Source organism: Bacillus sp. Xin1, from assembly GCF_013314535.1.
In the GTDB taxonomy this organism is placed as follows: Bacteria; Bacillota; Bacilli; order Bacillales; family Bacillaceae_G; genus Bacillus_A.
Genome location: NZ_JABUAE010000004.1, coordinates 124,723 through 150,999 on the forward strand (window position 1 = coordinate 124,723; position 26,277 = coordinate 150,999).

General features: G+C 37.5%; 28 protein-coding genes. 17 read left to right on the forward strand and 11 right to left on the reverse strand.

The window, feature by feature from the left end; all coding sequences use genetic code 11:
- Positions 1–74 precede the first annotated feature (74 nt).
- The 3 genes from HRG09_RS07325 to HRG09_RS07335 are packed head-to-tail and all read right to left on the reverse strand — an operon-like array spanning position 75 to position 4,038.
- Complete coding sequence (locus HRG09_RS07325; RefSeq protein ID WP_174100153.1) at positions 75–1,154, reverse strand: Ger(x)C family spore germination protein; 1,080 nt, start codon at positions 1,152–1,154, stop codon at positions 75–77.
- Positions 1,130–2,224 (reverse strand): spore germination protein, encoded by a 1,095-nt coding sequence (locus HRG09_RS07330; protein WP_174100154.1) that lies wholly within the window; start codon positions 2,222–2,224, stop codon positions 1,130–1,132. The genes HRG09_RS07325 and HRG09_RS07330 overlap by 25 nt, the downstream gene beginning before the upstream one ends.
- Positions 2,225–2,241: 17 nt before the next feature.
- Positions 2,242–4,038 carry a spore germination protein gene (locus HRG09_RS07335; RefSeq protein WP_174100155.1) on the reverse strand — a complete coding sequence of 599 codons (1,797 nt, stop codon included), beginning with the start codon at positions 4,036–4,038 and terminating at the stop codon, positions 2,242–2,244.
- A 202-nt stretch (positions 4,039–4,240) separates the two neighbouring features.
- On the opposite strand from HRG09_RS07335, the gene HRG09_RS07340 reads away from it, so the two are divergent.
- The 5 genes from HRG09_RS07340 to HRG09_RS07365 all read left to right on the forward strand — a co-directional run bounded on the left by HRG09_RS07340 (position 4,241) and on the right by HRG09_RS07365 (position 8,595).
- Positions 4,241–5,365, forward strand: coding sequence for a homoserine O-acetyltransferase family protein (locus HRG09_RS07340; RefSeq protein ID WP_174100156.1), 1,125 nt, complete (start codon positions 4,241–4,243; stop codon positions 5,363–5,365).
- Positions 5,366–5,804: 439 nt separating this feature from the next.
- Positions 5,805–6,110, forward strand: coding sequence for a rhodanese-like domain-containing protein (locus HRG09_RS07350; RefSeq protein ID WP_174100158.1), 306 nt, complete (start codon positions 5,805–5,807; stop codon positions 6,108–6,110).
- A gap of 91 nt (positions 6,111–6,201) precedes the next feature.
- A complete protein-coding gene (locus tag HRG09_RS07355) occupies positions 6,202–6,426 on the forward strand; it encodes a spore germination protein (RefSeq protein WP_174100159.1) in 225 nt (74 codons plus the stop codon).
- A gap of 18 nt (positions 6,427–6,444) precedes the next feature.
- Positions 6,445–6,759, forward strand: coding sequence for a hypothetical protein (locus tag HRG09_RS07360; RefSeq protein WP_174100160.1), 315 nt, complete (start codon positions 6,445–6,447; stop codon positions 6,757–6,759).
- Positions 6,760–7,344: 585 nt separating this feature from the next.
- Positions 7,345–8,595 (forward strand): YHYH domain-containing protein, encoded by a 1,251-nt coding sequence (locus tag HRG09_RS07365; RefSeq protein ID WP_174100161.1) that lies wholly within the window; start codon positions 7,345–7,347, stop codon positions 8,593–8,595.
- 64 nt (positions 8,596–8,659) lie between these two features.
- On the opposite strand, the gene narI is transcribed toward HRG09_RS07365, so the two are convergent.
- The 6 genes from narI to HRG09_RS07395 all read right to left on the reverse strand — a co-directional run bounded on the left by narI (position 8,660) and on the right by HRG09_RS07395 (position 16,817).
- Positions 8,660–9,358 carry a respiratory nitrate reductase subunit gamma gene (narI, locus tag HRG09_RS07370; RefSeq protein WP_174100162.1) on the reverse strand — a complete coding sequence of 233 codons (699 nt, stop codon included), beginning with the start codon at positions 9,356–9,358 and terminating at the stop codon, positions 8,660–8,662.
- Between the two features lie 17 nt (positions 9,359–9,375).
- Entirely contained in the window at positions 9,376–9,906 is a 531-nt protein-coding gene (gene narJ, locus HRG09_RS07375; RefSeq protein WP_174100163.1) for a nitrate reductase molybdenum cofactor assembly chaperone, read from the reverse strand.
- Positions 9,907–9,925: 19 nt separating this feature from the next.
- The gene (narH, locus tag HRG09_RS07380) at positions 9,926–11,401 is read right to left on the reverse strand and encodes a nitrate reductase subunit beta (protein WP_174100164.1); all 1,476 of its coding nucleotides are present in this window, start codon (positions 11,399–11,401) and stop codon (positions 9,926–9,928) included.
- The gene (locus HRG09_RS07385; protein WP_174100165.1) at positions 11,391–15,074 is read right to left on the reverse strand and encodes a nitrate reductase subunit alpha; all 3,684 of its coding nucleotides are present in this window, start codon (positions 15,072–15,074) and stop codon (positions 11,391–11,393) included. Before HRG09_RS07385 ends, narH begins: the two co-directional genes overlap by 11 nt.
- 211 nt (positions 15,075–15,285) lie before the next feature.
- Positions 15,286–15,978 (reverse strand): Crp/Fnr family transcriptional regulator, encoded by a 693-nt coding sequence (locus tag HRG09_RS07390; RefSeq protein ID WP_174100166.1) that lies wholly within the window; start codon positions 15,976–15,978, stop codon positions 15,286–15,288.
- Between the two features lie 167 nt (positions 15,979–16,145).
- Positions 16,146–16,817 carry an NAD(P)H-dependent oxidoreductase gene (locus HRG09_RS07395; protein WP_174100167.1) on the reverse strand — a complete coding sequence of 224 codons (672 nt, stop codon included), beginning with the start codon at positions 16,815–16,817 and terminating at the stop codon, positions 16,146–16,148.
- A gap of 139 nt (positions 16,818–16,956) precedes the next feature.
- On the opposite strand from HRG09_RS07395, the gene HRG09_RS07400 reads away from it, so the two are divergent.
- The 3 genes from HRG09_RS07400 to HRG09_RS07410 all read left to right on the forward strand — a co-directional run bounded on the left by HRG09_RS07400 (position 16,957) and on the right by HRG09_RS07410 (position 19,552).
- Positions 16,957–17,283 carry a winged helix-turn-helix transcriptional regulator gene (locus HRG09_RS07400; protein WP_174100168.1) on the forward strand — a complete coding sequence of 109 codons (327 nt, stop codon included), beginning with the start codon at positions 16,957–16,959 and terminating at the stop codon, positions 17,281–17,283.
- A gap of 225 nt (positions 17,284–17,508) precedes the next feature.
- Complete coding sequence (gene moaA / locus HRG09_RS07405) at positions 17,509–18,522, forward strand: GTP 3',8-cyclase MoaA (RefSeq protein ID WP_174100169.1); 1,014 nt, start codon at positions 17,509–17,511, stop codon at positions 18,520–18,522.
- Between the two features lie 16 nt (positions 18,523–18,538).
- The gene (locus HRG09_RS07410; RefSeq protein WP_174100170.1) at positions 18,539–19,552 is read left to right on the forward strand and encodes a molybdopterin-synthase adenylyltransferase MoeB; all 1,014 of its coding nucleotides are present in this window, start codon (positions 18,539–18,541) and stop codon (positions 19,550–19,552) included.
- Positions 19,553–19,582: 30 nt separating this feature from the next.
- On the opposite strand, the gene moaC is transcribed toward HRG09_RS07410, so the two are convergent.
- Complete coding sequence (gene moaC / locus HRG09_RS07415) at positions 19,583–20,074, reverse strand: cyclic pyranopterin monophosphate synthase MoaC (RefSeq protein ID WP_174100171.1); 492 nt, start codon at positions 20,072–20,074, stop codon at positions 19,583–19,585.
- A gap of 95 nt (positions 20,075–20,169) precedes the next feature.
- Between moaC and HRG09_RS07420 the strand changes: the two genes are divergently transcribed.
- The 5 genes from HRG09_RS07420 to HRG09_RS07440 all read left to right on the forward strand — a co-directional run bounded on the left by HRG09_RS07420 (position 20,170) and on the right by HRG09_RS07440 (position 23,902).
- Positions 20,170–21,459 (forward strand): molybdopterin molybdotransferase MoeA, encoded by a 1,290-nt coding sequence (locus tag HRG09_RS07420; RefSeq protein WP_174100172.1) that lies wholly within the window; start codon positions 20,170–20,172, stop codon positions 21,457–21,459.
- Entirely contained in the window at positions 21,429–21,941 is a 513-nt protein-coding gene (mobB, locus tag HRG09_RS07425; protein WP_217447948.1) for a molybdopterin-guanine dinucleotide biosynthesis protein B, read from the forward strand. Before HRG09_RS07420 ends, mobB begins: the two co-directional genes overlap by 31 nt.
- Positions 21,941–22,411, forward strand: coding sequence for a molybdenum cofactor biosynthesis protein MoaE (locus HRG09_RS07430; RefSeq protein ID WP_174100174.1), 471 nt, complete (start codon positions 21,941–21,943; stop codon positions 22,409–22,411). The genes mobB and HRG09_RS07430 overlap by 1 nt, the downstream gene beginning before the upstream one ends.
- Positions 22,408–22,641 (forward strand): molybdopterin converting factor subunit 1, encoded by a 234-nt coding sequence (gene moaD, locus HRG09_RS07435; protein WP_174100175.1) that lies wholly within the window; start codon positions 22,408–22,410, stop codon positions 22,639–22,641. The genes HRG09_RS07430 and moaD overlap by 4 nt, the downstream gene beginning before the upstream one ends.
- Positions 22,642–22,732: 91 nt before the next feature.
- Positions 22,733–23,902, forward strand: coding sequence for a nitrate/nitrite transporter (locus HRG09_RS07440; protein WP_174100176.1), 1,170 nt, complete (start codon positions 22,733–22,735; stop codon positions 23,900–23,902).
- 249 nt (positions 23,903–24,151) lie between these two features.
- Here the strand turns inward: HRG09_RS07440 and HRG09_RS07445 are convergent, their stop codons facing one another.
- Positions 24,152–24,646, reverse strand: coding sequence for a CarD family transcriptional regulator (locus HRG09_RS07445; RefSeq protein WP_174100177.1), 495 nt, complete (start codon positions 24,644–24,646; stop codon positions 24,152–24,154).
- Positions 24,647–24,930: 284 nt separating this feature from the next.
- Here HRG09_RS07445 and HRG09_RS07450 point away from each other — a divergent pair, with 284 nt between their 5' ends.
- The 4 genes from HRG09_RS07450 to HRG09_RS07465 all read left to right on the forward strand — a co-directional run bounded on the left by HRG09_RS07450 (position 24,931) and on the right by HRG09_RS07465 (position 26,242).
- The gene (locus HRG09_RS07450) at positions 24,931–25,167 is read left to right on the forward strand and encodes a DUF2553 family protein (protein WP_174100178.1); all 237 of its coding nucleotides are present in this window, start codon (positions 24,931–24,933) and stop codon (positions 25,165–25,167) included.
- Position 25,168: 1 nt separating this feature from the next.
- The gene (locus HRG09_RS07455) at positions 25,169–25,351 is read left to right on the forward strand and encodes a sporulation protein Cse60 (RefSeq protein WP_174100179.1); all 183 of its coding nucleotides are present in this window, start codon (positions 25,169–25,171) and stop codon (positions 25,349–25,351) included.
- A 138-nt stretch (positions 25,352–25,489) separates the two neighbouring features.
- Positions 25,490–25,918, forward strand: coding sequence for an SRPBCC family protein (locus tag HRG09_RS07460; RefSeq protein WP_174100180.1), 429 nt, complete (start codon positions 25,490–25,492; stop codon positions 25,916–25,918).
- The gene (locus HRG09_RS07465; protein WP_174100181.1) at positions 25,919–26,242 is read left to right on the forward strand and encodes an ArsR/SmtB family transcription factor; all 324 of its coding nucleotides are present in this window, start codon (positions 25,919–25,921) and stop codon (positions 26,240–26,242) included.
- Positions 26,243–26,277: the final 35 nt, after the last annotated feature.

Below are 26,277 nucleotides of genomic sequence, written 5' to 3' on the forward strand. Positions count from 1 at the left end.
CCTCTCTCCGTTGTACCATGCCGGAGAGAGGAGTTCAATCATAATCTTACATTTTGAGGATGCTATATTTCATATTATTCGATTACACCTGAGTTTGTAATATCAACTTTATACTTTACTGTAACGGGAACATCTTTATACATTTTTTGCCACTCTTCTAATTTGAATGGTCGATAGTGTTGTCTATATTTAGCTCCAAGTCCAAGTGGATCAACATCTAGAGATTTAAATTTTTTGATGAGTTTTGCAGCTGTAGCATTTAATTGCTTTTCAACTTCTTTTGCTATTTTTTTTGTGTTCTTTTTATTATCTAGATTTATTTGTTTTGAAAGTTCTAAAATGCGTGCCTCCATTTTAACTTTAATTAAGAAGGAAGGCTTTCCATCTTTTATATTTACAATGTATGTTGGTTTGGAACGTATATTATTAATCATTACATACCCATCATTACTTTTAAATTCATGTGAGTCCAGTCGGTGTTTTTCTAACAATCCTTTAAAAATAAACATATCTTGTTGATCAATTTTTCCGACATATTTATCTTTCTTGAAAAGAGCGATACCAGTAATTTTGATTTTATCTTTGCTTTTTTTGAGAACAGGAATAAAGTAGTCCTGGCCATCTCGATAATATCGGAATGCTCCTAAATATAAGTTATCAGTTGGTACAGAACCAGTTTTCATGCTATGCTCTAACATTTTCTTTATATAGATCGCTACATTAGCAGAAGTTGTATATTTTCCTGTTAATAGCTCAAGGCCATTCCCTTCTAATAATCCAACATATAATGAGTTCCCGATCGTTACATCGCGAAGCAATGTATCAAAGGTAGTAGCTAATCCTTTTTTTGCAATTTTTGTAGTAAATAAAGCAACACGCATTTGTCCGCTTACAAATGGTTGAGACGACTCTAAAGAAGAATTAGATTTTACCTGTTTGACAGCATTACCGACTCCTTCAAAGACTTGTACTTTATTCCCTTTTTGTTGCACCGGACAAACAAATGTTACTTTTACTTTATCATCTTTTGCTGCATCAAAAACAGCACCTTGAATTAACTGTACGTCATCAATGATATTTTTTTGTAAGCAGCCAGTTAGACTGAGCAGACAAATACAAGAAAGGAGCATTAGTTTTTTCTTGATTTTTTCCATCTTCTTTTCACCCACACAATAAGAAATAAGATTGGGATATACACATAGATAAGCCAAAGACTAACTTTGGAAGCATTACTAATAAAATCGTTAATATCATGCCTGTTTGTTAAAAGCTGTGAAACAATAATGGTAATAAACATGAAAGAAAGTAAAATATATTTTTGCTTCACATGAAAGATTTCATGTGTTCCCCTTGTAGATGCCCATAATGGGAGGATAAAACTTGTAAGAATAACTAGGGCATAGCCAGAAATGGCGATGTATTCTAACCGTTCGATAAAGGGCAATTTAATAACTTGTGTCATTGCAAGCTGAGACCAAATTATTTTAAGTAATTGTTTTTCACTAAAAAAAGCGAACGCTAAAATCGTACTAAACAAATACAAAATATTAGAGAATAATACACCATATTGTGCATATTTATGAGATTTTTCAGGCCTCTTCACAAACGGATAGACCATAAGAAGAATTTCAAAGCCTGTCATACTATAAATTGATAAGTTTGCAGCTTTTAAAATATCTTGAAACGAATGCGAAAAGATAGGGAGTAGATTTTCCCAATGTGCGTATTTCAACATAAAGAGACTAAGAAAAATATATCCAAACGTTCCGCCGACAGAGATTACACAGATACCGGTAAGGACTCGAAATCCTGATGAAATGATGTAATAACCTAATAAGCAAAAAAAGATGGTTAGCATCCAAGTAGACGCAGTTGGAAACATCCACACTTGAATAATTTCAACATACGTTCGGACAACAGATATACTGACAAGAAGAAAATACAGCATGAGTACAATATTTATTCCATTACCTAACCATTTTCCGAAAGTTTGCTGATGAATGTCTATTATGTTTCCTTCTGTATTTCTTAATACGTAATACATCATCCAAACGAGAAGATGAATGATAATTCCAGTGATAAGAACTCCTATCCAGGCATCATACCCAGCCGCTTTTGCGATAATGCGTGCAAATCCAAGAACGCCAGCACCGAACTGTGCACTATGAATTAAAAAGAAAACAAAGATAGGAGATATTTGATATTTTGTTTTGACTTTACTCATATATGCACCTCGCTTTTTTATTCATCAAAATCAGATGTATGTTTTGTTGAAATTCCATTTGCTGATTTTTTTACGTGCTGTGGCCTCGCTTGAATATCTCTTGTATCAATCATAGATAACGGAAACCGAATCCAAGAGTCTTTTAATGCTTGTTGTCTTGCTGGATAAAAGAGCGCGTACGGTTTTCGTAAAGAAGACAGTCTGAAAAGATGGGTAAATAAAAAAATAAATCCAAGTGAAATTCCTAATAGTCCCCCTAATTCTGCAAATAAAAGGAATGGAAATCGTAGCAAGCGAATTGCATTCCCCATCTTGTAAATTGGTGTGATAAAAGAAGCTAATGCGGATAAAGCGACAATAATTAATAAAATGTTACTTGTTAGTCCGGCTTCTACTGATGCTTGTCCAATTACAATACCACCTACAATACCGAGTGTTTGACCTACTTTCATTGGCAGTCTTGCACCCGCCTCTCTTAGTAAATCAATAGCAAGTTCTAGAAAGAGAGCTTCTATTAAGGGAGGGAATGGAACTTGTGCTCTTGATAAAATTAATGTTTCGAGTAGATCGCTCGGAATTAATTCGTAATGGTAACTTAAAATGGCAACATATAGAGGTGTTGCACAGATAGAAAATAGAACAGCTATAAGCCGTAAAAATCTTGAGAACGTAGCGTATAGCCAAGATACGTTATAATCCTCTGGCGAAACGAAAAAATCAAAGTATGAAACAGGAGTAAGTAAGACGCTCGGTGAACCATCCGTAAAAATAGCAATTTTTCCATCGATTAGTGCCGTTGTTACTCGGTCCGTACGCTCTGTATTAATAAATAACGGGAAAATAGATTTTTCTCCCATCAATTCTTGGATATAGGAGCTGTCGTTAATTTGGTCGTATTCAATTGCACGAAGTGATTCTTCTAAATAATCAACACTGTCTTTTTCAGCAAGATTCTCTAAATACATGATGACAACTTTTGTTTTAGAGAATGTTCCAATGATAACTTCCTTTGTTTGTAGTGCTAACACTGGAAGGCGTTTACGTACTAAGTTAATATTGGTATCAATATCTTCTACAAATCCCTCTTGTGGACCAATAACTGTCGATTCATTTAATGGAATAGATGGCGCCCGATAATTATCAATTGTGATATTTGCTAAGATACATTTTTGATCTTGTTTATGTAGCTGTACGATAGCGTGTCCTTTTAATACCATATCCTCGATTTTTTGAAGATCATTTGTAATCGTAATTCCGCTCATCGGAATATGTTCTTTCAATTCTTCTAATGTAGAGCAGGTCCGCTCTAATAAAGCTGGCATTAAATATTTTTGCAGCTTTTCTCCATCAAGTGATGGGCGATAATAGGAGATCCAGTATGGCATTGTTTCATCATCTGACGTGTGATAACTAACAAAATCACTAGATGCTTTTAGGTTTTCTAATAAATCTTGAAGAGAGTGAATTTTTTCTTTCTCAGGTTTACTGAAATCATAAATGCTATTTCTTTTATTATTTTGTGCATGAGTGTCTTGTGTAGCAGTTTGAGTAGCTTGATGTTGCTTGTTTTGTGTTTGCACGTCTTGTGTAGCAGTTTGAGTAGCTTGATGTTGCTTGTTTTGTGTTTGCACGTCTTGTGTAGCAGTTTGAGTAGACTGATGTTGCTTGTTTTGCGTGTGATCCTGTTGTTTAGTAGCTTGAGCAATTTTGTGTTGCTTTCCTTGCGTCTGCTCCTCTTTTTCAGTAGTGTGATTCTGCTCTTTTAAGTCTGTTTTATTTGATTTTTTTTCCTTTCGAAACCATTTCCATATCATAAGTATTCCCTCTTTAATTTATGTAAGATAATGTTAGTTTGTGGTTTGTTTTGTATATTATGCACGTGTTTAAGAGGAAACGAACATCCTTTTTGTTAAAAGAAGGGTTTCTTTTGGAAACGTATAATTGTTTTGGTAAACGGAATCGATTTGTTATGGAAGATTGATATATAATGACGTATTTACAATGGAGGGGAAATTTATGCTACAAGTGAAAAAGGAAAGCTTTCATTTGAAAGAGTTCACATTTGAAAATGGCAGAAAGATTCCTGTTCAGCTTGGATATGAGACATACGGTAATTTAAATCAGGAAAAATCAAATGCGATTTTAGTCTGTCATTACTTTAGTGCTACAAGCCATGCAGCGGGAAAATATACAGAAGAAGACCCGCTTCCTGGTTGGTGGGACGGACTGATTGGACCGGGGAAAGCGATTGATACAGACCACTATTTTGTAATATGTACCGACAACATTTGTAATGTGCAGGTGAAAAATCCTTATATGATTACAACAGGGCCAAAATCAATCAATCCAGTAACGGGATTGGAATATGGGATGGAATTTCCGGTATTTACATTTTTAGATGTAGCACGTGTGCAATACGAATTAGTGAAAGCAATGGGAATTACAAGACTGCATGCTGTCATAGGCCCATCGGCTGGAGGAATGATTGCGCAGCAGTGGGCTGTTCATTATCCGCATATGGTAGAGAGAATGATTGGGGTCATTACAAACCCGCAAAATCCGATTGTGACATCGGTGAATGTATTGCAAAATGCGATTGAAGCTATTCAGTTAGATCCGAAGTGGAATGGTGGGAATTATGGGGAGGAACAACCGATAAAAGGATTACATTTGGCTGGTAAGATGATGTTTATAAATGCATTTGATGCTCATTATTATGAAACGACATTTCCGCGTAATAGCATAGAAGCTGCAGATTATGAGAGTTTCTCAGCGCAGACATCATTTGAACAAAATATAGATACATTGACACTTCAAAACATCGCTTTTGTTGATGCAAATTCATGGATGTATACAGCAAAGGCAACATTATTGCATGACCTTGCTCATGGTTTTTCTTCTTTAGAAGAAGCACTTTTTCAAATAGAAGCGGATGTGCTTATGATCCCTTGTAAGCAAGATTTGCTACAACCTTCTCGTTATAATTACCAAATGGTAGAGGTACTTAGAAAACAAGGAAAGTATGCGGAAGTTTATGAGATTGAAAGTATAAATGGCCATATGGCTGGTGTAGTAGATGTTCATTTATTTGAAAAGAGAATAGATGAGTTTTTAGGGAGAAGAGTGTCTAGCCGTGTGTAAAAGAAAAGGTGCAAGTCGCTAAGCTGGCACCTTTTTTTAGGTGATTTTTAAACGGAAGACGTATGTTGCAATACATAATCCAAGACAGGCAATACTGATTAATAAATAAATGAATGATCGCTCTTGAGAAGATGGTGTAGGTTTTCTTTTATTAAATATACCAATTGAAATGATAGCGAGAATTAAAAAAATGAGACTTATAATGAAAAGAAAAAGTGTCATGTCAATCGACTCCTTTCGTAAAACAAGTATATTGAGGATACAATGTAAAAGCTAGATTTGTAAATAGATTAAATTGCAATTGTGTTGAGAAAAAATAAAAATGTAAGAAGCTTCAATTCTTTGCGTTCGTACTTTTGCATGCTAAAATTGGTGATGAATAGATTGCTAAAAAAATTATTGCTTAAAGTTTTATTGTATATAAGGAGGAATTGTGAATATGACTGAAGTAAAAACAATTACAACAGAAGAAGTACAAAAGCGTTTAGAAAATGGAGAAACGTTATTTTTAGTAGATGTACGTGAAGATGAGGAAGTAGCACAAGGGAAAATTCCAGAAGCTGTACATATTAAAATGGGTGATATTCCAAATAAAATGGAATTCTTTGATAAAGAAAATGAATATATTTTTATTTGTAGATCAGGAATGCGCAGTGAAAATGTGTGCCATTATTTAAATGAGCAGGGCTTTAAAACTGTGAATATGATCGGCGGTATGCTGCAATATGAAGGTAAAATTCAATAATTTATGCTTAAAACTTGAAACGTGTTTGTTTCAAGTTTTTTTCTTTTGCATACAGTGTACAAAAGAATCAATTTCTTACAGGGGGGGACTTATGAGCGCATTTTTTCGTAAAATAAAAATTATAAATAATCAAGGGGCAGTAAATGTGGGTGATTGTTATAACATTGAACCAGTTACTGTAGCGAAGGTGTACACTGGTGCTGGAGGTTCAAGTTTTGCTACTTTCCTAAATGGAAAACGTATGCCAGCAGTTGTACCAAGAGGGGCGGTATTTATTCCTCCTTTAGAGACAAGTGAAGTGACATTAGGTTCCTGATAGAAAGGTTGAATAGAAATGCCTGCTAATATTAAAGAATTTGTGATTGTGAATAATTATGGAAATTTATTTACAGGAGATAATTTGAGGGATAATTCATTTACTTCATCTAAAATGTATAGCGGTTCGACAGGACCAACTTGTATTGATGTTGTGACAGTTATTGGAACAACAACTAAGCTTTGTTTAAGACCAGGAGATACGGTAACGACGACATATACGAGAGGAGCACAAGTAGGAACTGATGCAAATAATGATTCAAGTGCAAGGTCAGTTGGTACTTTGCAGGCTGCACCGAATACGGATGATTTTGATTCAGCGCCAGGTTTATAGGAAAACCTCCTGTCAAAAGCAGGGGGTTTTTCACATACTTATAACAGATCATTGTTTTCGTATGCTTCGTTTACAAGGAAAACAGGGTAACAACATGAGAGGATACTCGCAACGATTTTTATCCCGCATTAACGGGCTGTAATATTCCCGCCTCAAAACTTAGGAGAATGCGAAGAAGTTTAGGTGGGAGATAAACAGCCCATAAACGCCCGATTGGTGAGGGCTGACAATCAGTGGGGATGGAGAAAACCCCACTGATTGAAGTTTCACTTTATATATTGCGTAAATTTGTTTTAATGTTAGGCAACAAGTAGAGTTCCTTGTGTTAAAAAATAGAAAAAGGTAGTCGGTAAAAACTGCTGCTTTGTAATATGAACTGTAGACGAGACAGACAAGGTACCTCGTCCATACCATTTTTGACAAAGAAGCTATTGTTATAATCGAATAATTTTGTAGAGAAATCATTTAATAGATAAAGAGTTGGATGGCCTAATATGTGAAAATTAATCTTTATTAATATCATTCAGTTATCATATAATAATGCTTGATAGAGACATAGATAGGGAGAAAAGGGGATGGGGATTTATGAAAAAGAATATGAAAATTTTAGCTATGGCAGTGGGTTTAACTGTGATGGGATCAACGACAGCTGCCTATGCCAGTCCTGGTGGATTGGATAAAAATGGTGGGCATACTTGTCGAACAAACTGTGGAAAGTATGGACTTGCAACAGGAGAATATCATTATCATAACAATTGGAAACAAGAGAATGGAAAATGGTACTTCTATGATCAAAGTGGAACGAAAGCGAAAGGTTGGAAAGAAATTAATGGTACATGGTACTATTTTTACAATAATGGCCAAATGGCAGCAAATACAACGATTGATGGTTACATAATTGGCGCTAACGGTGCAATGCAAAAAGGTAAAGCTGTGCAGACAGGTTGGCAACAGAATGGATCTGTATGGTACTACTATAATACAAACGGCGTGAAACAAACAGGTTGGCAACAAATCAGTGGAGTATGGTACTACTTTAACGGAAGCGGAGCAATGCAAACAGGTTGGCAACAAATTGGCGGTGTATGGTACTACTTTAACGGAAGCGGAGCAATGCAAAAGGATTGGCAACAAATTGGCGGAGTATGGTACTACTTTAACGGAAGCGGAGCAATGCAAAAGGATTGGCAACAAATTGGCGGAGTATGGTACTACTTTAACGGAAGCGGAGCAATGCAAAAGGATTGGCAACAAATCGGCGGTGTATGGTACTACTTTAACGGAAGCGGAGCAATGCAAAAGAGTTGGCAACAAATCGGTGGTGCATGGTATTACTTCAATGGAAGTGGAGCAATGCAGACGGGATGGATTCAAGAGAATGGAAAATGGTATTACTTAGAAAATAACGGTGTTTGGAATCCGAATGCAGCGCATGCAGATAACATTTCACAATATGAAGGTTTCTGGAGTAATGTTGACGTATCGGATATAGATGATTGGAAAGAAATACCTACTCATATGAGTGCAATGGTTCAGTTCATATCTGGAAATAAGGCATCAGTTGGAGTAGGGTACATGGCAAGTCAGGGGACACGCTATGCTGAAGTTAGTGGAACTGTAACGTTTACAAATAATAAAGCGGTCTTAAATTTTGATGATGATGGATGGGGGCATTCCGGTAAAATTGAATTTACATTAAAAAATAATAAAGTATACTTAAATATTTCAACAAATCAAGGTGGTATCACGGCATGGGGAATTCCATCAGGTCAGCATGTATTAACGTATCAGTATGAACTAGAAGAAATGAAAGCTATGGCGGATTTAAAAAAGTAGAAGTGAAAGATTAAATAAAAAAGCAGCACCTAATCATTGGAAAATGAGATAGGTGCTGCTTTTATTACATTTTTACTTTATTAGCGTCAACAGGCTGTCTTTTACGGTAAATTACATAGCTTCGTCGTAAATATTTCACAGGAACGCTAAACACATGCACAAGTCTTGTAAATGGCCATGTTGCAAAGAGTCCCATTGCTGCAATGATATGAATTTTAAACCAGAGTGGGACAGTTGCCATGTACTCTGCTTTTGGCTGAAAAACAAAGAGGCTGCGGAACCATGGTCCAATTGTTGTACGATAATCAAATCCTTTTGCATCGATATTTAAAAATGTAGAGAATAGACCTGCTAACATTACGATGAACAAGAGGACAAGGGCTACATAGTCTCCTTTTGTACTTGTTGCGATAATACGTTTTACTGTAAAGCGACGATACATTAAAATCACTAATCCAACAATCGAAGCAATTCCTGCAGGAAGACCGAAACCGATAGCAACCATATGATACATATGTTCAGAAATACCAAAAGAGGTATATAAGGATTCTGGAATTAATATTCCCATGATATGTCCACCGATTACGAACATAATGCCAAAGTGAAAGAGCAAACTTCCAATTCGGAGCATTTTCTTCTCTAATAGTTCGCTAGATTTTGATGTCCAGCCAAATTGATCATAGTTGTATCTGAAAATGTGTCCGCCGATAAAGATTGCGAAAATGATATAGGGAAACAGTACCCATAAAAATTGATCCATCATTTTGACGACACTCCTTTCTAATTCGCTTGTACTCCCCAGGCATCGATAGCGAGGAGAATAGCAGCAAGAATTGGTTCGTACATACAATTCGCTTCTTTTAACTGTCCGTGCAATGCTTGTATATTTTTCGTGTATTTACTCATAATTGGTTCGCTATCTTCTTCATTCGCGTTTGCAAGAAACTCAAGTAGAAGTGGTAAATAATCAGGTAATTCTTTATCTGTTACCGCAAATCCGGCTTTTTGATAGTGTTGTTTTAACTCTAATAATTCAATTCCGCGCTCTCTTTGTTCACCTGTGTTCATGTAAGTGAGGTACATATTTGTTTTCTTTCCAAAGTCGAATGTATATACGTAAGAATCAATGAGTTGATCGTTTGTTTTTTCTAGCGCTTGCTTTATGAATGTTGTAAGTGATGCTTGGATTTCTTCGTGTTCAATCGCTTGAATCTCTTCCTGTAATTCTAGTAAAGCTTCTCTCCAACCTAGTTCAGGATAGGAGAGAAGAAAGGAAGAACAAGAAAACGCGGTTTGTAAACTTTGTTTCATATTTGCCTGCCTCCTTTATTTAAGAGATTGTCATACAAGAACCTGGACCACCTGCGAAGGAAAGGCCACAACTTCCTTGTTCACTATATAAATCTGCAACTTGTTCACGATGAGATGTAGGGATAACGAAACGGTCTTTATATTTTGCGATAGCAAGAAGACGGTACATATCTTCTACATCTTCTTTCGTTAAACCTAAGTTTTGTAAGACAGCTTCATCTGGTTCTTTATTAATTTGCAGTGCTCTCATATGTGTTCGCATGACAGCCATTTTTTTCAATGTAAGACGAATGTGTGATTCGTCGCCTGCAGTGAGTAAGTTAGCTAAATATTGAATTGGAATACGCATATTATCGATAGCAGGGAAAATTTCTTCTGCTTGCCAGTTGCTTCCTTTTCCTTCCACCATATTCATAATTGGACTAAGCGGTGGAATATACCAAACCATTGGCATTGTTCTGTACTCTGGATGAAGAGGAAGGGCGATTTTCCAATCAATAATCATTTTATAAATCGGTGACTCTTGAGCGGCTTTAATCCATTCTTCAGGAATACCTTGTTTTTTTGCTTCAGCCGCTACTTCTGGATCGTTTGGATCTAGGAAAACAGTAAGTTGAGATTCATATAAATCTTTTTCGTTTTCTACTGAAGCCGCTTCTTGTACTTTGTCAGCGTCATATAACATAACCCCGATATAACGAATGCGTCCTACGCATGTTTCAGAGCAAATCGTTGGCATACCAGCTTCAATACGCGGGAAGCACATTGTACATTTTTCTGCTTTATTTGTTTGCCAGTTGAAATACACCTTTTTATATGGGCAAGAAGATACACAGAATCTCCAAGCGCGGCATGCATTTTGGTCAACAAGGACAATGCCATCTTCTTCACGTTTATACATCGCACCAGATGGGCAAGAAGAGACGCAAGATGGGTTCATACAATGTTCGCAAATGCGAGGGAGATACATCATAAAAACATTTTCAAAGTCTGTTTTAATATCTTCTTCCATTTTCTTGACGTTCGGATCTTGTAGTCCTGTTATATGCCCGCCTGCTAAATCATCTTCCCAGTTTGGTCCCCATTCAATTTTATCGATAAACTCGCCAGTGATTGCTGACTTCGGGCGAGCTACTGGCTGATGTTTTCGCTGCGGGCTGTTTGTTAATGTTTCATAATCATAGTTCCAAGGTTCAAAGTAATCATCGATAGTAGGTTGATCTGGGTTATGAAAAATGTTCATAAGACGTTTCATTTTAGAACCGGATTTGAGCTGAAGTTCACCGTTCTTTAATTCCCATCCACCTTTATACTTTTCTTGATCTTCCCATTGTTTTGGATAACCAATACCAGGTTTTGTCTCTACGTTGTTGAAATACATATATTCAGCACCTGGACGATTCGTCCAGGTGTTTTTGCATGTTACGCTACAAGTGTGGCAGCCGATGCATTTATCTAGGTTCATTACCATTCCGACTTGCGCTTTAATCTTCAAGCCAATCTACCTCCTTCAGTTTGCGGATTACGACGTTTAAGTCACGCTGGTTGCCAGTTGGACCGTAATAGTTAAATCCATAGCTTAATTGGCCGTATCCGCCAATCATATGTGTTGGTTTCACGTGGATACGTGTTGGACTATTATGCGTTCCGCCGCGATTGCTCGTTAATTTCGTACCAGGTACATTAATATGACGGTCTTGTGCATGGTGCATAAAGGCCATTCCTCTTGGTATGCGGTGCGTTACAACGGCACGCGCTACAACAACGCCGTTACGGTTAAAGCATTCGATCCAATCGTTATCGGCTACGCCAGCTTCGGCGGCGTCATCTTTGTTCATCCAAACAGTTGGACCACCGCGGAATAACGTTAACATCGGTAAGGAATCGAAGTACATACTATGAATCGACCACTTATTATGCGGCGTTAAATAGTTCAGCGTAATTTCTTTTCCTTCTACTTCAGGGCGTGATTTACGGAACGGTTTATGCTGTAAGATTGGCTTAAATGTAGCCATTGTTTCACCGAATTCCTTCATCATATCGTGATCTAAGTAGAACGATTGTCGTCCAGTTACCGTTCTCCAAGGGATCAGACGCTCCACATTTGTTGTAAATGGTGAGTAACGACGTCCACCTTTTTCAGAACCCGTAAAGGCAGGGGAAGTAATTACCGTTTTTGGCTGCGCCGTAATTTGTTCGAATGTGAAGCATTCTTCTTCACGTTCTTCCGCTAAATCACGAAGCTTTAAATCTGTTTGTTTTTCAAGAGCTTCCCATGCTTTTACGGCCATATGACCATTCGTTGTAGAAGAAAGGGTTAACACTGCTTCAGCAGCATGGATTGCTTCTGTTATGTCAGGGCATCCTTTTGCGATAGAATCAGTGCGAATAACTCCTAATCGACTCTTTAATTGTTCGTATTCTTTTTCTGCTGACCAAGAGATTCCTTTCGTACCGATTGGCTGTTTCCTAGCATTTGGTCCGAGCGCAGTCATTTTGTCATAAATCGTTTTGTAATCCCGCTCCACAACATGAATTTGTGGCATTGTTTTTCCAGAGATTGGTTCGCATTCACCTTTGCTCCAGTCTTTAATCTTGCCAAGCGGCTGTGCTAATTCTTGTGGTGTATCATGAAGAAGTGGTGTTGCGACAACTTCCTTCATTGGCTCAAGGTCAAGTTCTGTTGCTAACTTAGATACTGCTTTAGAAAGAGAGCTGAAAATATCCCAGTCAGAGCGTGCTTCCCAAGGTGAACCGATTGCTGGATTAAATGGATGCACGAATGGATGCATATCTGTACTACTTAAGTCATGTTTTTCATACCAAGTTGAGGCAGGAAGGACGATATCGGAATAAAGCGCTGTTCCAGCCATACGGAAATCTAGGTTAATGAGTAAATCAAGTTTCCCTTCAGGTGCTTTTTCATGCCATTTTATTTCTTCTGGTCGTAATGAATCGCTATCATCATTCATTAATCCGTTTGTTGTACCTAATAGATGTTTTAAGAAATATTCATGTCCTTTACCAGAACTTGAAATTAAGTTTGCGCGCCATACGAATAAGTTGCGCGGGAAGTTGTTTTTGTTATCTGGGTCTTCAATTGCAAATTTCAGTTCTTTTTCTTTTAGTTTTTGCGCAACATATTTTCCGATTTCTTCCTGGGTTGTTGCGCCACTAGCGACAGCTTCTTTATATAATTCAATTCCGTTTTTCTCAAATGTTGGATAAGAAGGGAGCCAGCCAAGGCGAGCAGCTAATACATTGTAATCACCGTGATGTTGATAGCGTGAGTTGCCGACAACTGGTGATGCTAGGTGCCCAACTGGTGTATCTTCATAGCGCCACTGATCCGTTACGAAATAGAAGAAAGATGTACCGTTTTGTAGTTTCGGTGGACCTTGCCAGTCTTTTGCCATTGCGATCGTTTGCCAACCTTCTGCTGGACGCAGTTTCTCTTGCCCAACATAATGTGCCCAGCCCCCGCCATTTACACCTTGCGCTCCAACGAGAAGAACAAGATTTAGAACTGCGCGGTAAATCGTATCAGAGTTAAACCAATGGTTAATACCAGCGCCGACAATTATCATTGAGCGGCCATTTGTATCAACAGCATTTTGTGCAAACTCACGAGCAATTTGAATAATGAGTTCTCGTTTTACGCCGGTCATTTTTTCTTGCCATGCTGGTGTAAATGGCATATCATCATTGAAGTCTTTCGGTTCTTGCCCGCCAAGTCCACGGTTAACACCATAGTTTGCTAACGTTAAGTCGTATACAGTTGTAACGAAAATGTCGCCTTCTTCAGTCGTGATTTTTTTCACTGGAATTGTGCGTTCTAGTACTTTGTTCCCATCATCAGAGAAGTACGGAATTTGTACAGTTTCAACCGCATCTTCCATACCAAGTAAGGAAAGGCATGGATCGATTTTTTCGCCGGTTTGTTCATCTTCTAAACGTAAGTTCCATTTCTTTTCGTTATCCCAGCGTGACCCCATTGTGCCATGAGGTGTTGCGAAATCGTTCGTGTTATCGTTCCAAAGAACAGGTTTCCATTCACCGAGCTTTGTTTCACGGCCAATATCACTGGCGTTTAAGAAACGATCTGCAACAAATTGGTCTCCTTGTTGTTTCAATGTGACAAAGAACGGGAAATCAGTATATTGTTTTGCATAATTTGTGAAATATTCCACTTGCTGGTCCACGTAAAACTCTTGTAAGATGACGTGCCCCATTGCCATTGCAAGGGCTCCGTCTGTACCTTGTTTTACGCTAATCCAGTCATCAGCAAATTTTGTAGACTCAGCAAAGTCAGGACTTACAGAAACAACTTTCGTTCCTTTATAGCGCACCTCTGCTAAGAAGTGAGCATCTGGTGTTCTTGTCATTGGTACGTTTGAACCCCATGTCATAATGTAACCAGAGTTATACCAGTCACTACTTTCTGGTACATCTGTTTGATCACCCCAAATTTGCGGAGAAGCTGGTGGCAGGTCAGCGTACCAATCATAGAAACTAAGCATCGGTCCGCCCATGAGTTGCATAAAGCGGCTACCAGCGGCATGGCTTAACATCGACATGGCTGGAATTGGTGAGAAGCCAACATTTCGGTCTGGGCCATATTTGATTACCGTATAGAGTAAAGAAGCGGCAACGAGTTGTAACACTTCAGTCCAATTTGCTCTAATGAATCCGCCTTTACCACGTGCCCCTTTATAAGCACGTGCTTTTTCAGGATTTTCCACGATACTTTTCCAAGCGTCTAGCGGTGATTTGTGGTTTTGAAGTTCTTCTTGCCACATATTCCAAAGTACACCACGTACATATGGATATTTCACGCGAAGTGGACTATAAATGTACCAAGAAAAACTTGCTCCGCGCGGACATCCTCGTGGTTCAAAGTCTGGCATATCAGGGCCGGTTGATGGATAGTTTAACTCTTGGCCTTCCCAAGTTACAATTCCATCCTTTACGTAGATGTTCCAGCTACAAGAACCAGTACAGTTTACACCGTGTGTAGAACGAATGACTTTATCGTGTTGCCAGCGTTTTCTATACACGTTTTCCCATTCGCGATCTTCATACGTTTCTTGTGTATGATTGTTGTTATAGCGATCTATTGGAGAAAAATATTTTAAACGTTTCATTAATGCTGAAGGTTTCTTTTTCATACTGTTCACTCCTTTATTACGTCTCTCTTGCTTATTTTCAATATAAGAGAGCGCATCAAATAGAGATGTGATATCTATCACAGTTCAACAGATTGTCAAAAATCAGACTTATAACATTTTTTGGGAAGTTGTGACATTTTTCACATCGAAGAGTGATTCTTCTTTGTAGAATAAAGGAGAAAGAAAAAAGAGTAGCCTCTCAATAGAGAGGCTACTCAATACTACAAACAGAGGCAGGACAATCTTCACAAGCAATTTCGCATTTTAAAAATTGTAAATTATGAATCGTGATTTTTCCTTTATGAATAGAAATAATTCCTTGTTTTTTTAAATCATTTAACATACGGTTGACACTTTCACGTGAGGTTGCACAGAAATTCGCAAGCTCTTGATTTGTTAAAGGTAGATCGATAAGGATACCGTTTTCTTTTAATACGCCATAACTATTCGTCATACGAATAAGAGTCGAATAAAGAGCACCTTTTTTACCATGTAACACTAAATCACGGAATTTCGTTTGCATTCTTCTTAAATGCTCGCTAATCCATTTCATAAATTCGAAGGCAAGGGCTGGTTTTTGGAATAATGCCTTCTCTAAAGCATCTCGTTTAATTACGCCAACCTCAACATTTTCAAGGCATTTTGCATTTAATAAATACTTTGCATTGTCCGTAAATAGTGTTAATTCTCCGATAATATCGTGAGTTGAACAAATGCGAAGTGTTAACTCCTGTCCATCAGCGCTAATTTTACTAATCTGCACTTTTCCAGAGTGAATGATATAGAGTTCTTTTGCCTCCACACCTTCTTGGAAAATATAACTTCCTTTATTAATCTGCATTTTATATTCAACAGATGCAAGCAATTCCTTTAAATCTTCTGATAATGCCGTACGGTTTGTCACAGCAATCACCTTTCTCTTAAAAGCAGTCTACTTCTTATTGTGGGTGTAAACATGGTGAAAATGCAAGAAATATCTTTTTATTATAGGTTATAAGTTAGTGCTTAGCTGTGAACAAGCGCACATTTCGTACTGAAAAAAAGAGTGTCTTTTGTAGACACCCTTTTACTTTATTTAATCCACTCCACAACCATATCCATTGTTTGACGAGTTTTATCACGTTTTGGTTCTTCTAAGCGATAACCGAAAGCAACTAAAACAGACACACCAAATGCATCATTTGAAATAATTCCTTCTTCTTTTAAAATCGCATCTACTTTTTCTTGCTGGAATCCTTCAATAGGGCAAGAATCAATTCCGATTTGGGCAGCGGCAGTCATCATATTGCCAAGAGCGATGTAAGTTTGCTTAGAAGCCCAATCAAACATGGCACGATCACTTTCTAGTAATTGAAAATCAGATTCTTGAAATTCTTTATAAAAACCGCGTTTCATCGTTATAACTTCTTCAGGAAGTTGCTGAATATTTTTCATAAAGTTAGAAATATAGGGTGAGTTATAAATCATCTCTTCTTTTTTACGAGCTAATATAACGACAAAGTGGCTTGCTGTTGGTAATTGTTTTTGCGCGCCCCATGCTACAGGGATGAGTTTGTTACGAATATCTTGATTTTGGATTACAACGAATTTCCAAGGTTCAAAACCAAATGAACTTGGAGAAAGTCGTCCTGTTTCTAAAATAAAGTGAAAATCTTCATCAGAGATTTTTTTATTCACATCAAACTCTTTACATGCATGTCTAAATTGATACGCTTTTAAAATTTCTTCTTTTGTATGTTTCATTTTGATAACCACCTTTAATAATTTACTTTTTCTTAGTAAGTTGATTACAAAATTGATTCTACAATAGTACAATAAATGATGTAAGTACGCACATTTTTAGCATATAGTATCAATTTGTATACTAATGGAGAGTGACAACATGGAACAGAAAGATATAAATCGTTGTTCGGTAGAAGTAACGTTAGATGTAATCGGTGGGAAATGGAAAGGGGTTATTCTATTTCACTTAATGAATGCCGAAGTGATACGTTTTAATGAATTTGTACGATTGATGCCTGGTATCACACAGCGCATGCTAACTAGGCAGCTTAGAGAACTTGAGGCGGATGGAGTAATCCACAGAGAAGTATATAAAGAAGTTCCACCAAAAGTGGAGTATTCTTTAACGAAATTCGGAAAATCCCTTACACCAATTATCAAACTTATGCGTGAGTGGGGGGAGGAGTACCGTACGCAAATAAAGTAATTGTAACTGAAATGTGAATAAAATTTGAACGAATTTGTGAAGAATTTTTGAATGAAGAAGGCGATGTGAGAAATATCACAACGTACCTTCTTCTTCTTTTTTATGATGGAGGCAACTAAAAAACATAGAAAGTGAATAAAGAGCTTAAGCAAAAACATCGCAGTTTAAAAATATATTATAATAGAATGAAGACAGATAGAATTTAGCAGAAAAGGGGGGATAACGATGCGCGAGAAGATTACAGATTCTTTGCAGCGTCCACTTCAAGATTTACGCATCTCTGTCATTGATCGTTGTAATTTCAGATGTACATACTGTATGCCAGCTGAAGTGTTCGGGCCTGAGTATGCATTTTTACAAGAAGAATTTTTGCTTACATTTGATGAAATTGAACGACTAGCAAAATTATTTGTCGGCATGGGTGTAAAGAAAATTAGGCTTACGGGCGGAGAACCATTACTACGTAAAGATTTGCCAAAGCTTATTACACGGCTTGCAAAGTTGGATGGCTTAACAGATATTGGACTTACGACAAATGGGATTCATTTAACAAAGCAAGCAAAGGCGTTAAAAGAAGCTGGATTACACCGAGTGAATGTTAGTTTAGATGCGATAGAGGACGATGTGTTTCGCAAAATTAATGGCCGGAATATTAGTACAAAACCGGTACTAAAAGGGATTACCGTAGCAAAAGAAGCAGGACTCGATGTGAAAGTAAATATGGTGGTGAAAAAAGGAATGAACGATAGTCAAATTCTTCCGATGGCCACTTATTTTAAAGAACAGGGGATTTCACTTCGCTTTATTGAGTTTATGGACGTTGGCAGTACGAACGGCTGGAATTTTGAACAAGTCATCACAAAGCAAGAGTTGATTGAGAAGATTAGCGAGGTATATCCGATTGAACCTGTAAATCCCCATTATTTCGGAGAAGTTGCGAAGCGTTATCGTTATGTCGGCAGTAATGCGGAAGTTGGATTTATCACTTCAGTTTCTGAATCTTTCTGTTCTTCTTGTACGAGAGCACGGATTTCGGCAGACGGTAAATTTTATACTTGTTTATTTGCAACGAAAGGAACAGATTTAAGAAGCTTACTTAGAGAGGATATTTCGGATGCCGATTTATTAAAGGCAATCCAAAACGTATGGGAATATCGAAAAGATCGGTATTCTGATGAGCGGACTGAAGAAAGTGCAAATAACCGCCCGAAAATTGAAATGTCTTATATTGGGGGATAAGGAAGGGGGAAGACATGTGCAGGAGCGTTATTCAAGACAAATGTTATTTTCAGGAATCGGCGAGACAGGTCAAAGGAAAATAAGGGAAAAGCATGTGCTCATAATCGGTGCCGGTGCATTAGGGGCAGCAAGTTCAGAGGCAATTGTAAGGGCTGGAATTGGAAAGCTAACGATTGTTGATCGTGATTATGTCGAGTGGAGCAACTTACAAAGGCAGCAGCTATATACAGAAGAAGATGCAACGCAGTATAAGCCGAAAGCAGTTGCAGCGGCTGAACGTTTAAGGCAGATTAATTCTGAAGTGGAGATTGTACCAGTTATAACGGATGTAGCGGTGCGAGAAATGGAAGAGTTAATTCAGAATGTGGATTTAATATTAGATGCGACTGACAACTTTGAAACGCGTCTTCTTATTAACGATATTTCGCAAAAATACAATATTCCTTGGATATACGGGGGATGCGTTGGAAGCTACGGGGTCACATATACAATTCTTCCGGGGAAAACACCGTGTTTCCGTTGTCTGATGGAGCATCCATCAAGCGGCGTGACATGTGATACGGCGGGAATTATACAACCAGCTGTACAAATAGTCGCCAGTCACCAAGTGACAGAAGCCCTTAAAATATTGGTAGAAGATTTTGGAGCGCTTCGTGAAACGATGCTGTCATTTGATCTTTGGAACAATCAGCATATGGCGTTTAAAGTAAATAGGCAGAAAAAAGATACGTGTCCATCTTGTGGAAAACTGCGCACGTACCCGAGTTTAGCATTTGAATCACAAATGAAAACAGAAGTGTTATGCGGAAGAAATACAGTTCAAATTCGTCCAGGTGTGCCGCAAACTCTTAACTTAGAAGAAATTAAAAAGCGCTTACAAAAAAGCGTAGATGTGCAAACGACGCCATATTTATTGTCATTTCTAATTAATGAATATCGTTTTGTTTTATTTACAGATGGCAGGGCATTTATTCATGGAACAAATGATATGACGGTGGCGAAAGGGTTGTATGCGAGATATATAGGATGAACCTAAAGGAAAACCTTTAGGTTCAAGGGATTAGGACTGCGGATGTCTAACGTAGTCTCCGCTCTTCCCGCCTGTTTTTTTTAGTAAGTATGTCTCGCCAATAATCATACCTTTATCAACGGCTTTACACATATCATACACGGTAAGAGCAGTTGCAGAAGCTGCTGTTAAAGCTTCCATTTCAACGCCGGTACTGCCTTCTGTTTTCACTTTTACTTCAATAAGTAAACGATATTGTTCTTTCACTGTTTCCCATTCGAAGGAGACATCTACTCCTTTTAGAAGTAAAGGATGGCACATTGGGATAATATCAGAGGTGCGCTTGGCAGCCATAATACCGGCAATTTGTGCCACGGCTAATACATCGCCCTTACCAATTTCGTTTTGAACGATTTTATCATAAATTTCTTTCATAACTAAGATGCTAGAGCGAGCAATTGCTGTTCGGACAGTAGTTTTTTTATCGCTAATATCGACCATTTTCGCACGGCCTTGGTCATTAAAATGAGTAAATGAAGACATGGAATTCCTCCTTGAAGTAATTGCTATTATGATTAGCATTGTACAATATAAAGTGTAACCAAGATGTGATATTTTGCAAATATGGGGTGAAAAAGATGTTAGAAAAACGAGTGCCAATTCCAGTTGCTGAAGCAGTAGAAAAGGTTATGAAATACGCTCGGCAAGGTGAAATAGAAACAGTTTCTATTACAGAAAGCTATGGAAGAATTCTTGGAGAAGATGTTGTAGCAGATCATGATGTACCGCATTTTGATCGTTCTCCGTATGACGGATTTGCGATTCGAGCGGAAGATACAAAAGATGCGAGTCAAGATCATCCAATTGAATTTGAAGTAGTCGGAGAAATTGGAGCTGGTTCTGTTTTTATAGATGAAGTAAAGGCTTTTGAGGCGGTTCGGATTATGACAGGTGCAGCAATTCCACAAGGTTGTGATGCAGTTGTCATGTTAGAACTGACGGAAGAGTTTGAGCATAACGGTAAAACGTATATGAAGTTAAAACGTTTTTTTAAAGCCGGTGATAATGTTTCATTTAAAGGTGAAGATGTGAAACAAAATCAAATACTTGTGAAAAAAGGAACGAAGGTGAATCCGGGAGTAGCAGCACTGTTAGCGACGTTTGGTTACAGTTCAGTAAGTGTTATGAAACAGCCAGTTGTCGGAATCGTAACGACAGGAAGTGAGCTGTTAGAAGTGCATGAACCACTTCAGCCAGGAAAGATTAGAAATAGTAACTCTTATATGATCGCAGCTCAAATTGCTAGAGCCGGTGGAATCGTGAAGTATTATGGACAGCTTGCTGATGACTTAGAAAATTGCTATGAAGCAGTGAAAGCTGCGATGAATGAAGTGGATATTGTAATCACAACAGGTGGTGTTTCGGTAGGTGATTACGATTACTTGCCTGCAATTTACGAAAAGTTACATGCGAATGTCCTGTTTAATAAAATCGCGATGAGACCAGGTAGTGTCACAACAGTAGCTGAAGTAAATGGGAAATTGTTATTTGGATTATCAGGTAACCCGTCTGCTTGTTATGTCGGTTTTGAGTTACTCGTTCATCCAGTTGTTCAAACATTCCTGCATGTGAAAGAACCACATGCATATCGAGCTGATGCAATTTTAAAGAAAGACTTTCCAAAGGCAAATCCATTTACGCGATTTGTAAGAGGAAAAGTAGAGTTTGTTAATGGACAATTGCAAGTTATGCCAGTAGGACTTGATAAGTCGAGTGCGATTTCTTCCCTTGCAGATAGCAATGCTTTTATTGTTCTACCAGGAGGAACAAGAGGATTCGAAGCAGGAATGACAGTTTCCGTGCTGTTGTTAGAATTGAATGAAAGAAGTGAGTGGCCATGGGCAGAACCGCTCCAATCTTACAAATAGTTGGCTATCAAAATAGCGGGAAAACGACGCTTACGGAGAAATTGATCCAAGCTTTTTCAGATAAAGGCATGAAAGTTGCTACAATTAAGCATCACGGGCATGGTGGATATCCAGAAGTACCACAAAAAGATAGTGAGCGTCATAGGCAAGCGGGTGCTGTTGTAAGTGCTGTAGAAGGAGCAGGATTATTATCTCTTTCTTCTCTTCGGGATGAATGGTCTTTACAAGAAATGATTCGTTTATATGATTTTTTTGAAGTAGATATGATTTTAATTGAGGGATATAAAGCGGAAAATTATCCAAAAGTGGTTTTACTTCGGACGAATGAAGATATTGTTTTACTAGATAAAGTAGAGAATGTGATTGCGGTTATTACATGGAATGATGCTGTGCAAAGTTTACAAGAAACATATAAAACATTTCATATAACAGAAGAAGAATTATATATAAAATGGCTCGTACAAACAATAAGAGGTGCATGATGACACATACGTATTATGAAGTAATCGACACACCAATTTCAATTGAAGAGGTAACAAATAAAGTCATTCGTCGTGAATGCGGTGCTGTGACAAGTTTCATTGGTACTGTAAGAGAATTTACGAAAGGACGCCGTACTTTATATTTAGAGTACGCAGCCTATAAGACAATGGCTGAGAAAATGCTTGCAAAAATTGGAGATGAAGTGAAAGAGAAGTGGCCTGGCACGCATGTTGCGATTACACATCGCATCGGTACACTGCAAATTTCTGATATTGCCGTTGTCGTTGCTGTATCAACACCGCACCGGAAAGCTGCGTATGAAGCGAATGAATACATTATGGAACGCATTAAAGAAATTGTTCCGATTTGGAAAAAAGAATTTTGGGAAGATGGCGATTCCTGGATTGGTGACCAGTTAGAAAAAACACCGTATCCAAATGGTGAACCTGGAAAGGAGATGGGAAAATGATTCAAGTATTATTATTTGCACATTTACAAGAAGAAGCGGGAACAAACGAACTGAAACTAGACTGTGAAAATATTACTGTTGCAGAATTAAAAGGTATCATTACGAAAGAACATCATATCGCAGTTTCAGAGCAAATTATGGTTGCAATTAACGAAGAATATGCAAATGAAGATGACAAAATACAGTCTGGTGATGTGGTAGCATTGATTCCGCCGGTGAGCGGTGGTTGATTTTTTCCAGTCTAATCACGGAAATCTGTGATTAGACTGGAGGGAATTAATATATATTGTGAAATAATGAGCAAAATAGGAGGCGGAAAAGATGAGAAGTCCGAATTTTCAATTAGGTTTACAAACTTCTAATCTTGTTATTGGTTTTATGGTATGGGTGATTTTATCTTCGTTAATGCCATTTATTAAAGCGGATATTGCATTAACAGCAGGACAGATTTCCCTTGTTACAGCAGTACCCGTTATTTTAGGTTCAGTGCTTCGGATTCCAATTGGTTATTGGACCAATCGTTATGGCGCAAGAAAATTATTCTTTATAAGCTTTATCATTTTATTATTCCCTGTCTTTTATATTAGTATTGCGAACTCTATGATGGATTTAATTATCGGTGGTTTATTTGCAGGGGTTGGCGGAGCGGTGTTCTCCGTAGGTGTAACGTCCTTGCCAAAATATTATCCGAAAGAGCGTCACGGTTTTGTAAATGGTATTTATGGTGCCGGTAATGCAGGAACAGCAGTTACATCTTTCTTAGCGCCTGTAATCGCAACTTCATTTGGCTGGAGAGCAACTGTCCAATCGTTCTTAATCTTACTTGCTGTCTTTGCACTTCTAAACTTTTTATTAGGAGATCGTAAGGAACGAAAAGTGAATACACCATTAATGGAACAATTAAAAGGTGTGTACAAAAATGAAAAATTGTGGTTCTTATGTATTTTTTACTTCTTAACTTTCGGTTCGTTCGTAGCATTTACAGTATACTTACCAAACTTCTTAGTATCTCACTTTGGATTAGAGAAGGTAGATGCAGGTATGCGGACAGCTGGCTTTATCGTCCTAGCAACAGTTATGCGCCCAATTGGTGGTTGGCTCGGTGATAAATTTAACCCATTTAAAATTTTAATTTTTGTATTCATCGGTTTAACACTATCTGGCATTATTTTATCGTTTATGCCAAGTATGAATGTATATACATTCGGTTGCTTACTGGTGGCATTTTGCGCCGGAATTGGAAATGGAACGATCTTTAAATTAGTACCAATGTACTTTTCTGAGCAAGCAGGGGTTGTAAACGGACTTGTCGCAGCTTTAGGTGGTTTAGGAGGCTTTTTCCCGCCGTTAATTTTAACGTTACTATTCCAACTAACAGGTCATTATGCAATTGGGTTTATGGCACTTTCAGAAGTGGCACTTGCATGCTTAATTATTACAGTGTGGATGTACAGTCAAGAAAAGCTAATAGTAATGTTGAATCATAAATAGAAGAAACGATTGTACTGGTTCTTAAAAAAGATAGAAAAAAGCAGCATGATTCTAGTTTTTGTACTGGAGTCATGCTGCTTTTTGTATTGGTTTGAGATATGGTGCAGGAAGAGGATTTGACCGCTTTTATGCATGGCTGAATGCTCTCTCCCAGCAGAAAAAGAAGGTTGTATGTCAGTTTTACAATTTGTATTTATACAAAAAAAAATAGCGGTCAGCTATTTTAAATTTGAATATATATTTTTCATGTTAATGACTGATCGTATCTTGTAGGAAATCAGTTGCTTGATTTTCTGAAACATTTTGCACAAGTGCAACTTCACTAATTAAAATTCTGCGGGCATTGTCTAGCATTTGTTTTTCACTCGCATTTAATGCTCTTTCTTTATTGCGGCGAATTAAATCGCGAACAACTTCAGCACCGTCTGAAAGATTCCCATTTTTCATTTTCTCCATATTCATGGTATATCTTTGTTTCCATGAGAGAGAGAGATCAGCTTCACCATTATGAACGTCAACTAATACATCGTTTAATGTGTTTTTGTCGACAACATAACGTATGCCTGAATTTTCTACTTTATCCATCGGGATCATCACTTGCATATCGCTAATCACCATGTGTATCACACAATACTGACGTGTTTTTCCTAACACTTCTTTATCCTCAATTGCTTCGATTATTCCTGCTCCGTGCATAGGGTAAACAATTTTATCACCGATTTGAAACAAATCATCCACCTCCATATGTGGTAACTATATGTAATGATAACACATATGGATAAAAATATCAAATTTATTATATTAACATACGTTGTGTATTTGTGTCAATAATTTCAGGAAGAAATTTTCATCCTATTTTTATCTGAAGAAACACAGCGTTTTTTGAAAGAGTCGTAAATGAAAAGTAAGGTGTCTTGAGGGACTTTCGATGAAAAATGCAAGGCATATCCACCTATTTTTTATCATAAAATGTAAACTCGTTAATACAATATACCTAAATCCGTTCTTTTTAAAGGAGGGGAGAGAAGGTGGGGCGCACAATTAAAATTGATATTACGAATAAGGTAGTAGCAAAATTTAAATCAAATTATTTGGAATTATATACGAGTAAATTTATGATAGGTAAGTTTTATGTCTATACTGAAGATAAGAAATATGTGTTAGAAGACGGATATATATATGAAGATGGTAAGTTTTATCGCATCATAGATACGCACCGTGGCAATAATCAAGCGGCGGAGGGCTGCGATCTAGGATGGTGTTAAAATGATTCGAGTCAAGATGTTTGATGAAAGTCATGAAAAGGACTTGGAAGATTCCGTAAATGTGTTTTTGAAGAAGCTAAATGAAGAACAGCTTGTAGATATTAAATATCAAGTTGGTGTATCCATTAATGACGATGAAAATCAAATTTATTGTTTTTCGGCGATGGTTGTTTATAAAACATAAAAAAGAGCTGGGGAGCCAGCTCTTTTTTATGTTTTTAAGTAGGGATTATATAAGTTGACATAAAACCCAAAGGTGTTATATCATGAAAAATGAAACCAAAAGGTGTTATATGTTAACGCCTCATAAAGGAGACATAATATGAATCAGCAAAATACATTACAAGACATTACACAGACAGTTCTTTTTGAAGCACCTATTCAAAAGGTATGGAATGTGGTATCCACTGCAGAAGGAATTGCATCTTGGTTTATGCCAAATGACTTTGAACCAAAAGTAGGGCATGAATTTCATGTACAATCACCTTTTGGCCCATCACCATGCAAAGTGTTAGAAATCGATGAGCCTCATCATTTATCTTTTTCATGGGATACAGATGGCTGGATCGTTTCATTTATTTTAAAAGATTTAGGAGATAAAACGGAGTTCACTCTTATTCATGGCGGATGGAAACAGTCTGATGAGACGATTTCGAAAGCGAACGAGAAAGCTTCTGTTATTCGTGATAGAATGGCCGGCGGCTGGGTAGCGATTGTAAATGAAAAGCTCAAAAAGGTTGTTGAAGGGTAAATGTCCTCATCAGCAGCGAAATATGATGTTTTTCAAGCAATTGCTGATCCAACGCGCCGAGAAGTACTTAAATTATTAACAAAAGAAGAATTACCGATTTCTAAAATAACAGATCATTTTCCGATGAGCCGTACAGCTGTAGCGAAACATCTTCATATTCTTTCAGAAGCGAAATTAGTAAGCGGAAGAAAAGTTGGGAGAGAAAGGATATATCGCTTGCAGCCTGAACCGTTAGCAGAATTACAAGAGTGGCTTTCGTATTATGAGCAGTTTTGGAACAATAAATTGTCCATGCTGAAATATGTGGTGGAAAATGAAGAGTAAGTGTTGTTCTATATATGAGGGATTTTAAGGTGTAA

Excerpts from the sequence above, each read along its gene's own strand:
- HRG09_RS07325 (WP_174100153.1), bottom strand. The coding sequence starts at position 1,154 with ATGGAAAAAATCAAGAAAAAACTAATGCTCCTTTCTTGTATTTGTCTG.
- HRG09_RS07330 (WP_174100154.1), bottom strand. The coding sequence starts at position 2,224 with ATGAGTAAAGTCAAAACAAAATATCAAATATCTCCTATCTTTGTTTTC.
- HRG09_RS07335 (WP_174100155.1), bottom strand. The coding sequence starts at position 4,038 with ATGATATGGAAATGGTTTCGAAAGGAAAAAAAATCAAATAAAACAGAC.
- HRG09_RS07340 (WP_174100156.1), top strand. The coding sequence starts at position 4,241 with ATGCTACAAGTGAAAAAGGAAAGCTTTCATTTGAAAGAGTTCACATTT.
- HRG09_RS07350 (WP_174100158.1), top strand. The coding sequence starts at position 5,805 with ATGACTGAAGTAAAAACAATTACAACAGAAGAAGTACAAAAGCGTTTA.
- HRG09_RS07355 (WP_174100159.1), top strand. The coding sequence starts at position 6,202 with ATGAGCGCATTTTTTCGTAAAATAAAAATTATAAATAATCAAGGGGCA.
- HRG09_RS07360 (WP_174100160.1), top strand. The coding sequence starts at position 6,445 with ATGCCTGCTAATATTAAAGAATTTGTGATTGTGAATAATTATGGAAAT.
- HRG09_RS07365 (WP_174100161.1), top strand. The coding sequence starts at position 7,345 with ATGAAAAAGAATATGAAAATTTTAGCTATGGCAGTGGGTTTAACTGTG.
- narI (WP_174100162.1), bottom strand. The coding sequence starts at position 9,358 with ATGATGGATCAATTTTTATGGGTACTGTTTCCCTATATCATTTTCGCA.
- narJ (WP_174100163.1), bottom strand. The coding sequence starts at position 9,906 with ATGAAACAAAGTTTACAAACCGCGTTTTCTTGTTCTTCCTTTCTTCTC.
- HRG09_RS07385 (WP_174100165.1), bottom strand. The coding sequence starts at position 15,074 with ATGAAAAAGAAACCTTCAGCATTAATGAAACGTTTAAAATATTTTTCT.
- HRG09_RS07395 (WP_174100167.1), bottom strand. The coding sequence starts at position 16,817 with ATGAAACATACAAAAGAAGAAATTTTAAAAGCGTATCAATTTAGACAT.
- HRG09_RS07400 (WP_174100168.1), top strand. The coding sequence starts at position 16,957 with ATGGAACAGAAAGATATAAATCGTTGTTCGGTAGAAGTAACGTTAGAT.
- moaA (WP_174100169.1), top strand. The coding sequence starts at position 17,509 with ATGCGCGAGAAGATTACAGATTCTTTGCAGCGTCCACTTCAAGATTTA.
- moaC (WP_174100171.1), bottom strand. The coding sequence starts at position 20,074 with ATGTCTTCATTTACTCATTTTAATGACCAAGGCCGTGCGAAAATGGTC.
- HRG09_RS07420 (WP_174100172.1), top strand. The coding sequence starts at position 20,170 with ATGTTAGAAAAACGAGTGCCAATTCCAGTTGCTGAAGCAGTAGAAAAG.
- mobB (WP_217447948.1), top strand. The coding sequence starts at position 21,429 with ATGGGCAGAACCGCTCCAATCTTACAAATAGTTGGCTATCAAAATAGC.
- HRG09_RS07430 (WP_174100174.1), top strand. The coding sequence starts at position 21,941 with ATGACACATACGTATTATGAAGTAATCGACACACCAATTTCAATTGAA.
- moaD (WP_174100175.1), top strand. The coding sequence starts at position 22,408 with ATGATTCAAGTATTATTATTTGCACATTTACAAGAAGAAGCGGGAACA.
- HRG09_RS07440 (WP_174100176.1), top strand. The coding sequence starts at position 22,733 with ATGAGAAGTCCGAATTTTCAATTAGGTTTACAAACTTCTAATCTTGTT.
- HRG09_RS07445 (WP_174100177.1), bottom strand. The coding sequence starts at position 24,646 with ATGGAGGTGGATGATTTGTTTCAAATCGGTGATAAAATTGTTTACCCT.
- HRG09_RS07455 (WP_174100179.1), top strand. The coding sequence starts at position 25,169 with ATGATTCGAGTCAAGATGTTTGATGAAAGTCATGAAAAGGACTTGGAA.
- HRG09_RS07460 (WP_174100180.1), top strand. The coding sequence starts at position 25,490 with ATGAATCAGCAAAATACATTACAAGACATTACACAGACAGTTCTTTTT.
- HRG09_RS07465 (WP_174100181.1), top strand. The coding sequence starts at position 25,919 with ATGTCCTCATCAGCAGCGAAATATGATGTTTTTCAAGCAATTGCTGAT.